Origin of the sequence: Halorubrum laminariae (assembly GCF_024494655.1) — an archaeon.
GTDB classification, from domain to species: Archaea; Halobacteriota; Halobacteria; order Halobacteriales; family Haloferacaceae; genus Halorubrum; species Halorubrum laminariae.
In genome coordinates this window covers 18,356-27,587 of the sequence record NZ_JANHDL010000023.1, presented here as the reverse complement: position 1 = coordinate 27,587, position 9,232 = coordinate 18,356, and the positions used below count along the sequence as shown (strand labels likewise).

At 55.4% G+C, this 9,232-nt stretch carries 10 protein-coding genes and 1 pseudogene; 6 read left to right on the top strand and 5 right to left on the bottom strand.

Going from position 1 to position 9,232, the window contains the following annotated elements:
- From NO887_RS17745 to NO887_RS17735, 3 genes and pseudogenes are all read right to left on the bottom strand, one after another.
- Positions 1 to 386 (bottom strand): annotated as a pseudogene (locus NO887_RS17745) (hypothetical protein); the annotation flags it as partial.
- Positions 387 to 1,178: 792 nt separating this feature from the next.
- Complete coding sequence (locus NO887_RS17740; RefSeq protein ID WP_256419504.1) at positions 1,179 to 1,817, bottom strand: Cap15 family cyclic dinucleotide receptor domain-containing protein; 639 nt, start codon at positions 1,815 to 1,817, stop codon at positions 1,179 to 1,181.
- On the bottom strand, positions 1,817 to 2,746 hold the full coding sequence (locus tag NO887_RS17735; protein WP_256419503.1) for a nucleotidyltransferase-like protein: 930 nt from the start codon (positions 2,744 to 2,746) through the stop codon (positions 1,817 to 1,819). The genes NO887_RS17740 and NO887_RS17735 overlap by 1 nt, the downstream gene beginning before the upstream one ends.
- Before the next feature lie 475 nt (positions 2,747 to 3,221).
- Between NO887_RS17735 and NO887_RS17730 the strand changes: the two genes are divergently transcribed.
- The 3 genes from NO887_RS17730 to lrp all read left to right on the top strand — a co-directional run bounded on the left by NO887_RS17730 (position 3,222) and on the right by lrp (position 5,440).
- Positions 3,222 to 4,523, top strand: a complete 1,302-nt coding sequence (locus tag NO887_RS17730; protein WP_256419502.1) for a site-specific recombinase — start codon at positions 3,222 to 3,224, stop codon at positions 4,521 to 4,523.
- Between the two features lie 183 nt (positions 4,524 to 4,706).
- On the top strand, positions 4,707 to 4,865 hold the full coding sequence (locus NO887_RS17725) for a hypothetical protein (RefSeq protein ID WP_256419501.1): 159 nt from the start codon (positions 4,707 to 4,709) through the stop codon (positions 4,863 to 4,865).
- 119 nt (positions 4,866 to 4,984) lie between these two features.
- Positions 4,985 to 5,440: an HTH-type transcriptional regulator Lrp gene (gene lrp, locus NO887_RS17720; RefSeq protein WP_256419500.1), complete on the top strand. Its 456-nt coding sequence runs from the start codon at positions 4,985 to 4,987 to the stop codon at positions 5,438 to 5,440.
- A 135-nt stretch (positions 5,441 to 5,575) separates the two neighbouring features.
- On the opposite strand, the gene NO887_RS17715 is transcribed toward lrp, so the two are convergent.
- Complete coding sequence (locus NO887_RS17715; protein WP_256419499.1) at positions 5,576 to 6,163, bottom strand: DUF7437 domain-containing protein; 588 nt, start codon at positions 6,161 to 6,163, stop codon at positions 5,576 to 5,578.
- A gap of 347 nt (positions 6,164 to 6,510) precedes the next feature.
- Between NO887_RS17715 and NO887_RS17710 the strand changes: the two genes are divergently transcribed.
- Together NO887_RS17710 and NO887_RS17705 are read left to right on the top strand one after the other, a co-directional pair.
- A complete protein-coding gene (locus tag NO887_RS17710) occupies positions 6,511 to 7,377 on the top strand; it encodes a ParA family protein (protein WP_122106743.1) in 867 nt (288 codons plus the stop codon).
- Positions 7,374 to 7,730: a DUF7970 domain-containing protein gene (locus NO887_RS17705; protein WP_256419498.1), complete on the top strand. Its 357-nt coding sequence runs from the start codon at positions 7,374 to 7,376 to the stop codon at positions 7,728 to 7,730. The genes NO887_RS17710 and NO887_RS17705 overlap by 4 nt, the downstream gene beginning before the upstream one ends.
- Before the next feature lie 125 nt (positions 7,731 to 7,855).
- On the opposite strand, the gene NO887_RS17700 is transcribed toward NO887_RS17705, so the two are convergent.
- The gene (locus NO887_RS17700) at positions 7,856 to 8,248 is read right to left on the bottom strand and encodes a winged helix-turn-helix domain-containing protein (RefSeq protein WP_256419497.1); all 393 of its coding nucleotides are present in this window, start codon (positions 8,246 to 8,248) and stop codon (positions 7,856 to 7,858) included.
- A gap of 111 nt (positions 8,249 to 8,359) precedes the next feature.
- Between NO887_RS17700 and NO887_RS17695 the strand changes: the two genes are divergently transcribed.
- Positions 8,360 to 9,028 carry a DUF7509 family protein gene (locus tag NO887_RS17695; protein ID WP_256419496.1) on the top strand — a complete coding sequence of 223 codons (669 nt, stop codon included), beginning with the start codon at positions 8,360 to 8,362 and terminating at the stop codon, positions 9,026 to 9,028.
- Positions 9,029 to 9,232: the final 204 nt, after the last annotated feature.

Genomic DNA, 9,232 nt, shown 5'->3' with positions numbered 1-9,232 from the left:
ATCCGCTCGTTGAGATCGGTGAGAGAAAGCCCCTTCGGTCGCTCTGTCGTTTCGGGCTCGATCTCGGTGAGGATTTTCCCGACGGACTGGTAGGCAGTGTTCACGTCTTTCAGCGACACCTCAAACGTCCGGAGGTCGATATTTTTCTCTTGGCAGTAGTTGTGAAGTTCCTCCAACACAACACGGGCGGTGACGGTCTTCCCCTGCCCGGTCTTCCCGGAGATGAGGACGTTCTTCGGTTCGATCCCAGAGCGGATAGTTGTCCGAAAACTCTTTGCGATCTCTTCCAATTCGGGCTCGCGCTCCGGGAGGCGATCAGGAACCCACTCTTCCATCAACGCGCGCTCATTCTCGAAGACGTTAGTGTCGGTTTCAAACAGCGACATGGGGCTCTACGTTACGAGTATCATACACACATTCATTTATAAAACCCCATCTTCCGCATTTTCTCGAACTTCCTCATAAGTCGGGTTTTATATATCACACCCACACCTTGTTTCCGCATAATACTCGCTACTGGGTGTGGGGATACCAGAGCGTCTGTCTTGAAGCCGAATCACACCCTCCCCGATAATCTCACCCCGCTCTTCCCGCATTATTATATATCTTTTGTTTGATGTATTGTTGTTGTTGTGTTGTAGACTGGAGACACCAAAAAACAGCACTATTAGACGATCCGGTACTAGCGTATAGACACCGTTTAAGTATAATACTCGTGGAGGACCGCTGTTGAGGTCCTCCAAATCACCGGGTGAATAATGCGGAAACGAGGGGTGTGTCCCCGGCTGTGTGTCGTCGTGGCATGTGGAGTGTTCGATTATGCGGAAACAGGGGGCCTGTTGGATATCGACGAGAGGTGTGCTGGTTGTCACGCTCTGTCTTTTTAGCCTCTCTGTCCGAACGATCGAGTATGCATGCACAACCCTCTTTCACGCTCCACGTCGCGAGCGACGGTGACCCGATGGGCGTTGATCACTCGGGAGGGGCGGCGGCCCCACCGAACTCCGACCGCAACCGCGCTGCACACGCTACCGTCCGCCCGGTTCGAGCGCTGGCAGATCAGCAGTCGGTCGTCGAGTCTTGGGTATGTCCACGTAGATGAACAGTTCCCTAAAAGGGGTGAGCCATGGATGGGCGGTGAAAGTGGAAGTGGTTCGGGTCAGTGACCCATTGGGCCGTCAGGAAGCCCGCTCTACTATGAGGTGGCCGTGATTCTCTCGGTTTGGACCGGTATAGTACGTCCCTTCGAGTGTTTCTGTTTCGGGGTCGTACTCAACCGTAGTTGTCCCAGCGTGCTGGTCTAACTCGTCTTGGAAGTCATCCCCTTCATTGTCATAGTTGTAGGTTATTGTGGGTGGCCCGTGGTCGAATAGGATGGTCGCACCCGTACTCTTTGAAGGCGAGTTCGGACCGTCCAACTCAACGAGAATCTGGTCCCACGACTGCTTGATTCGCAGAACCGCTTCCATCTTCACGAGGTCGTGCCCGAGTTCGTTGACGGCAACCACGTCCTCGTCGTCGTACTCGTCTGTGTCTGTGTAGAGGTGACCGGTCCACTCCCCGCTAATGTCTGGGGGTGAGCCAATCAACTTCGAAATAGGCCAGAGGTTCCATAGGACCCTCGAAACAACCAAGTACACGACTGTCGACGCGAGTACAAATGAAATAGTCAGGTTGGCGAAAATACTGTACCCCGTGAGTGAGGCGATTGATGAGCCGAGATTGTGGGCTATCAGGACACCCGCCGCACCGAAGGCAAAGAGGGTGATACGGCGACGTCGTGGTTGATCGGTCGAGAAGCCGTGCGTCCCGCGCATTAGAGGTCGTCGAACATTGTCCGCATCTTCTCGATGTACTTCTCAGCGTCGTCAGTGTTCCACTGCGTGTTCTCGTTACCGAACAGGGCCTCCATCTCTGACACCTGATCGAAGTCGGCGAGGTACGTACTGTCTCGTTCAAACCACGAAAGCACGTCATCGAACCGGTCGGTGAGATCGGACGTTTTCAGTACGTGGTCGGGGACATTGTAGATCAGACACTCGATGTAGTAGGAGGGTGTGTCGAGGGTGAACCAGTGGTTGTCATTGTAGTGGCCCCGCGCGTTTTTGAACATCCGTACCGTCTCGCGGAAGTTGTCGTGTTTCGCGTTCCCGTTCTCGTAGTGTACCTTCGGGAAGTTGATCCACCACTCGTTACCCATGAGAGGCTTGAACTTCATTCCCTCTGTGTATTCGGGGTCTCCATGCTCCGGATAGGAATGGTATATGCGGTACTCCTGAGCGGCGACCACGTCTACGTCGATGGGAAGCGGGTTGTGGCGACCCGATATCTCGATTGCCTTCCCAGAATTATCGATGGGGTCCTTCAGCTGGTTCTCGCGATAAAACTGACGCAGGGCTTGTACGACACTATCACGAAAGCCGTCGTCGTAGCCGTAATCTGCCAAGGTCTTATCATCGTGGTACCGCTCCCGCTCCTCGTCGGTGAGATTGCTGAGATTCCTCTTCCATGGGGATCGGAGTTGTACGATCAGATCGAGATCGCTTGACCCTCTCGTATTGGTGTAGTTCTTGTACGACCCCTGCGTATAGACCGTGAACGCGTTGATGTTGGTGTGCTGAACAAGAGCTGACCGATCGCGGTTCAGGTCACGCTTGATCCTCGCGCGGGCAGTCTTTGAGTTCTGGTTTGCGGCTGTCCTTCGTTTGGCCCATGTGTCTGGGATCTTGGACTTCCGAACCGCCATTACTCGCCCGCCTCCGATGCTTTTTGGGATGTAGTGTGTTCAATAGACATCCGGCTGAAACAACGGCTGCCGGGGGCATAAGCGTAGCCAGAGCGGTGTGGAAGTGATAATTAACACTAGAAGTCGCCAGAAGGCAGGTCATTCCCACGAGAACAAAAGGGGGGTTGAGTGGCCGCGTCAGCCGCGGCGGGAAATCAATATAGCGATATACAATATAGCAGTGTATTCGTTCGTCCAGATAGGCTCTCGCGGCCAATATCACTCGATGACCACTCACAGACTCTCATATTCGCCAAAATTACTTACTTTGTCTTAGCTGAGTAAGACAGAGTAAGTTCTTAGTGACCCCCACCCGTGGCCACAAACGAGCCAGATCCAGAACTATGCCTGACGCTTCCCTACACGGACGCTCCAGCCCTACCGTCGCGGCTGTAGCGGTATTCCGACGGCACAACCCCTACACTTCGGAGGCTCAATGACGGGTCGTCGCTCCGTCGAGACGCCGATCGAGGACACATTCACGAAGTACCTCACTGACAAGGGGAAGGGCGACGCCGGCGAGCAAGGTGCGTACCGAACTGACGCCGATCGCGAGCTGCATCGATTCCACCGCTGGTGTCTCGGCGAGGCCACCGACCCGGCGAACGCCTCCCCGCCGGAGTCGTGGGCAGGCATCGTCGACGGCGACACCGTGCGGTTTGCGGACCTCGAAACGACGGTCTTCTCGGACTACGCACGATATCTCTCAACCGCCGGATACGCCGCCGGGACCGTCCTCACCTACTACGCGCACGTCGCGTCGTGGTGCGGATGGGCGCACGCACAGGGGTACATCCCGCGCCACTACGCCCGGGAGTCGGACGCCGAAGACCCCCTTCCCGAGAACGACGGTCGCCGACCGGGCGACCAGCAGGCGTGGGAGCCGATCCACCGCGACCTGATCACGCAGTTCGTCGACCGGCGTGTGTCCGAAGCGTTCGACGCGCTCGGCGCGATTGAGGTTTCCCACGCCGATCGAGGCGATCCGGAGAGTGAGACGTGGCAGGCCAAACAGCGCGCCCGGTTCGAGGCCTACCAGCGGTGTCGCGAACAGGCGCTCGTGTACGTCGTCGCCTACACGGGCCTGCGCGGGTCGGAGTTCCTCTCGGCACCGAAAGAGGACCGAGAGGGCCGCAACGGGATACGCTGGCGTGACGTGTCGTTCGCAGACAGCAGCGTCACCGTGTTCCGAAAGAGCCGTGAGTGGAAGGAGGCATCACTCCCCGAGCCCGTTATCGGCCCGTTGCAGCGGTACGCCGAGGTGCTGGACGTGCCGGACTCGTGGCCAGTGTTCACGACGCTACACCGCCCCTCGCTCGCCGCACACGTCGCCAATGGACTCGCCACTGTCGGTCTCCACGCCGACGCGATCGATCGTGTTCGAAACGGGGCACCTGACCTGATCGTCGCCGCTGAGCACGACCTCGACGCTCCGAAACCTCTCACCACCGACGGTGCCCGGTCGATCATGGAACGACTCTGGACCCACAACGCGCTCACCGAGCGTCGCGACGAACTGGACCTCTCACTCGATGGCGACTATCTCGAACTACACGGCGGGCGTCGAGGTGTCGGAGAAGTGCTAGTTCGACAGTTCGGCTACGCCGCAGCTGCCCGGTATCTCGACAACAGCGAGGAACAGGTTCGCGAAGCGTACCAGCACATTGAGGCCGCCGAGCGCGCTGATATGGCGACTGAGGCGTTCTCACAGACAGACCATCGCGTGATCAAGAAATGACCGTCGTGAAGTTGGTCAAGCGTCCGTCAACAGGCCGTTAAATAGGGGTCTGTTCAATTATCAACGGCTGATATGTTTTCGTCTGGTTTCGGTCAATACAGGGAACTCATTACCGATCTCGATATCGTATGAGGTCGGCTAGGATGCCGAGAGATTATTTGTATTGAAAGGAACACGACCGATATGAGCGCAAACAAGAGTATCATGGGTCTTCAAGTATCAATACTAGGCTTGGCGGTGGCTAACTTCTACGCTGGATCATCATTATTTGGGTTTTTAGTGCCTGTTGCTCTCTTATTGTACGGTTCGTATCTCGTTGGGACTAACGAATTTGACCGTTGAGAAGCAAGATACGCACTTTTCATCGACCGGCTGTTTCAGGCAGGAATGTGTCTGATGAATAGTATTTCACCAGAGCCCAAGTAAAACAATTATCCCCACTGCAGATCAAAATAGGATCAATGACGTACGAAAACCTCGATACGGAACTAGTAAACGCACTTCTGGAGAATGGCCGTGAGAGCTTGCGCAATCTCAGCGACGAGCTTGATGTGTCGGTGACGACGGTCTCGAACCATTTGGCTGATCTCGAAGACGCAGGTGCAATTGAGGGATATACGCCAATTGTCGATTACAGCAAACTTGGCTACGACGTGACTGCTATTCTCCAACTCAAAGTCGATGGGCCCGGGCTACCGGATATTACAGACGCGCTTCGCGATGAACCACAGATGATGAGTGTGTATGAGACTACTGGCGATTACGACATCATCGCGATTGGAAAATTCACAGACTCCGATGATATGAACAACCAGATCAAGCGCATCTTGGCCGATGCAGATGTGCAAGAGTCCAATACGAGTGTCGTCTTGAACACTGTGAGTGAATACACGCAGTTCAGCGTTGGTGACGACTAGCGCGCTTGTGGAACCATCTGCCGTATCTAAGTGCGTCACAGCAGAGCTGATTCTCACCGTGTCGGGGTTCGGTGAGACTCCAAACCTGAAATCTCCACCGCTCAGGATTCCTCCGCGTTCACGCGGAGGAGGATGTCAATCGTCTAATTGTTTGTCGATAGCAGCGTCAAGTTCCTCAATATTGAGGCTTGTCGAGATGTCAGGCTCAGCCTCCAGAATGATCTCCTGAAGTTCTTGGAGGATGGTTTCTGCTTCAAGAACAGGGATCTCTTGTTCACAGGCCATGATCCGAGCGTTCATTTTCGACTGCGTGTACGCCCGACCGTATTCGATCGCTGTTGCGAGTCTGCTGACACCGTGACGGTCGATATAGAGGCTAATATTCTCGTTCGATTGGCGTTCCGCGAGAGCAACGAGGAGCGTCGGCGTGATCTGGAACGTCTCCCCGCCGGCCTGAATCGTCATATCAACCTGACTCGCCCGATAGCGGTACGGTTGCGTCTCCGTAACCCGCTCCAAGAGATCGATCTCAACGAGATGTTTGACATCCTCGTAAATGGTTGTCGTCGAACTCTCGATGCCCTCTGACAGTTCCTCGACGGTTGGCGAGTCAAGTTCGAGGACACGAGCATACAGCTTGGCGAGCCGGTCGTTCCGAATCACATCGGAGACGGCCAGCATCGTATCAAGCGGGTGTGAATGTGATACTGCGGATTCAGCCATATATTTTAATTTCCGCGGAATATTAAAAATCTATCGGCAGGATGAGGTCACACAGATCCAATCTGAGATACGTCTGATAGCGGTGATAGCTCTTCTACATCAGGTAGCTTAGGCACCTGCTGTAGCTAACCTCGCAGGGATATCTACCGTAGTTATCATAAACAGATGCCGTAGCCAAAGTAGCTGAGGTAGCTAAGGTAGCTACTTTATTGAGGGTAGCTGGCATGGATAGATTCAAGTGCGGCGCAGACGCTGTTTCAGGCAGAAACAGGGACTATGGCAATTGAGGAACTGCACCAGTTACCTCAGGTGGCACAGATGCCATAGCTACCTTAGCTACCATACCTATGTCTGAAACAGAACCACGGGCGGTCAGCGTCGGCGTGTTGAAAGGCGGCTTCGGGAAGACGACTACCGCCATCAACACGGCGCGCGAACTCGCCCACCGCAATGGGAGCGCGCTCGTTATTGACCTCGACGACAACGGGCACATGACCCGCCAACTCGGGTTCGAAGACGAGTTTACAAGTGGGGTGAACCATACACAGCGTGTCCTCGTCGACAGCGAGGAGCCGATCCAGTACATCACGAATGTCGTCGACGGTCTCGACCTCTTCCCAGCCCATACCGAACTTGAATCCGTCGAGAACGAACTCCGGAACGCAACGATGGGGAGCGCCCGGCTTCGCAAGCATCTCGTCGATCCGCTACTCGGTGACGAATACGACTACATCGTCGTCGACTGCCCAGCAAACCGGGGGAAACTGAACGACAACGCGATGTACGCCACGCGGAACATTATCATTCCGCTCAAACCTGAGAGTGGCTACGACTCTGGCCTCTCGAATACGATTCAACGGCTCGTCGAGGAAGCCCGGGAGTACTTCGAGCTAAACATCCTCGCGGTGACACCAACAGCGCTTAACAGCCGGATCGATCAGGACACCCGCGATCGGGGTCTGCTCGAACAGCTTAACTCCCTCGATATCGCCGACGAGATCATTCCTTCCTACGCCCGCATCACCCATGAGGAGTGGGACGCTATCGACGTCGGTGAGTACGAGGGTGGGCTTCCGGGGATCCGGTTCCGTGGTGCCATCGACGCTGCGCACGACGCTGCTCTTCCCGTCCGTGACTACGACGAGAGCTGTGACCAACTGGAGAACTACGCCGAACTCGCTCAGATCGTCGAACAAGGAGGGATCGACCGATGACCGGATTTGATGACCTCAACGAGGCGGGAAAAGACCAAGCGACAGAGGAAGAGGGGTCCGGACCCGTCGTCGACGCCGATGAGACCACCGGGCAGGATACGAGCATGTCGACTGTAGACGACAGAAACCAGCCAGCCTTCTCTTTTGACGAATCCGTCCAAGCGCAGATCTACCCACGGAAATCCACACACGAGAAGTTTGAGGATTTCCTCGATATCGAGGTGAAACGCCACCTCCGTGACCGGGATATCCGCAACGAGACGGGACGAGAGTTACACGAGGCGGTGTTGAAGGTCGCGATACAGCACCCTGAGGAGGTCGCCGAACGGCTCGAAAACGAACGGACAGAGTAGCTACGTCGTCGCTTCTGACTACACGCTTAGACCACAATTAATCTTGGTCTAGATCGCCGTACTGCGGGTATGTGAACTGTTCTATGACATCCCCTGTGGTAACAGTAGTTGTCGAATTAAATATGTCAAGAATAAGCGTCGTTAAACTCCTGTTCACGACGCATCAGCTCCTCAACACCGTGCTCAAGGATGCCGCGTCCCATCGCTGTTGGCCGATAGTACGTATAGAATCCTTGACTGTCAGCGGTCCGTCGCTGGCGCTTGTCGACGAGCCCAACATCGACCAATTCGTCGAGATGGTAGTGGTAATTGTGTGATTCGACATCGACCGCGGCCTTGAGATCCGAGGCACTCAGTTCGTTGTTGGCGACAAGCGTGCGGAGGATCCGAAACCGTGTCGGGTGGCCGATCGCCTGTTGCATAGCAAGATACTCCGCGAGAGTCAGCCCGCTATCTTCGGGAAGCGGCGGCTCCGGCTGGCGGACCTCCTCTGTTGGCTGGCGATCGGTTTCAGACATTTGGGGTGTCTCAGGTTGTACGTTGCAACGCCACGTACTTAGTCATTCTCGACTAGAATATTCTTGAAAACACTGATATTTATATACTACTGTTCCCAATCGACGAGTTGAATGCGGCAACGGATTATCGACAACCTCCCCCGCGCCGCCGGTGATTCAGACGCGCTCGCTCCCGTCCGACGGGAACAGTTTCTCGTCTATTTGATGGGCCCATACCGGACATTCGACGTTGACGCGCTACTGCCGACGGACGCCGATGTCAAAACCGATGCCCCATCGTTTGCGACGTGGGACGAGACCACCGGCGAGTATGCCGAAGACGATGTCTTGCGGCTCCTGCAGGAGACGCGGGACTGCCTCCGCGATCGCGGCTTCAATGCATTTCTGGCAATCGACGTGGGGATCCCGCTCGACGAGATGGATGCCGCCACACAGAGTATCGCCTTTGCGCAGGCGAGTAATGCAACGATCTTCATCGCCCCACAGGTCGGCGACAACCTCGGTGTCGGAATCGAGGTCGGAAGCGTCCTTGAGGATCTTCTGTCGACGACGGGGATGCAGGGGCCGGCGACCGATGCGACGCCACCAACGCGTACGCGACGAGTCATGATCGCGACCGAACCAACAGTTCGTAGTGCGATGCTTGGTGCCGTCCACGCACGCTGGGACGCCAGTGTTCGCACGTTTTCCGATGCCGCGGACTGCTGTCGGCTCTGCGCACAGTTCTGCACCCATATTCAGAACGAGGAACTCCATGGCTCGCTTGACCGTCTAGACTGATTGGAATTATAGGCTCTGTTGAAATCCTATTCTTCAGATATATATTGGGATGAAACAGCCGGTCGCTGAGTAATGCTTACTGATACACCCGTTCGAAAATAGATTGTGTAACGACTAAGGCGACGACGACGATCGCAAACCTCAACATCACCCCAAAATCCGTCAATACCCGTAGGGCGACAATAATAAGCAAGACTACCACAG

Excerpts from the sequence above, each read along its gene's own strand:
- NO887_RS17740 (WP_256419504.1), bottom strand. The coding sequence starts at position 1,817 with ATGCGCGGGACGCACGGCTTCTCGACCGATCAACCACGACGTCGCCGT.
- NO887_RS17735 (WP_256419503.1), bottom strand. The coding sequence starts at position 2,746 with ATGGCGGTTCGGAAGTCCAAGATCCCAGACACATGGGCCAAACGAAGG.
- NO887_RS17730 (WP_256419502.1), top strand. The coding sequence starts at position 3,222 with ATGACGGGTCGTCGCTCCGTCGAGACGCCGATCGAGGACACATTCACG.
- NO887_RS17725 (WP_256419501.1), top strand. The coding sequence starts at position 4,707 with ATGAGCGCAAACAAGAGTATCATGGGTCTTCAAGTATCAATACTAGGC.
- lrp (WP_256419500.1), top strand. The coding sequence starts at position 4,985 with ATGACGTACGAAAACCTCGATACGGAACTAGTAAACGCACTTCTGGAG.
- NO887_RS17715 (WP_256419499.1), bottom strand. The coding sequence starts at position 6,163 with ATGGCTGAATCCGCAGTATCACATTCACACCCGCTTGATACGATGCTG.
- NO887_RS17710 (WP_122106743.1), top strand. The coding sequence starts at position 6,511 with ATGTCTGAAACAGAACCACGGGCGGTCAGCGTCGGCGTGTTGAAAGGC.
- NO887_RS17705 (WP_256419498.1), top strand. The coding sequence starts at position 7,374 with ATGACCGGATTTGATGACCTCAACGAGGCGGGAAAAGACCAAGCGACA.
- NO887_RS17700 (WP_256419497.1), bottom strand. The coding sequence starts at position 8,248 with ATGTCTGAAACCGATCGCCAGCCAACAGAGGAGGTCCGCCAGCCGGAG.
- NO887_RS17695 (WP_256419496.1), top strand. The coding sequence starts at position 8,360 with ATGCGGCAACGGATTATCGACAACCTCCCCCGCGCCGCCGGTGATTCA.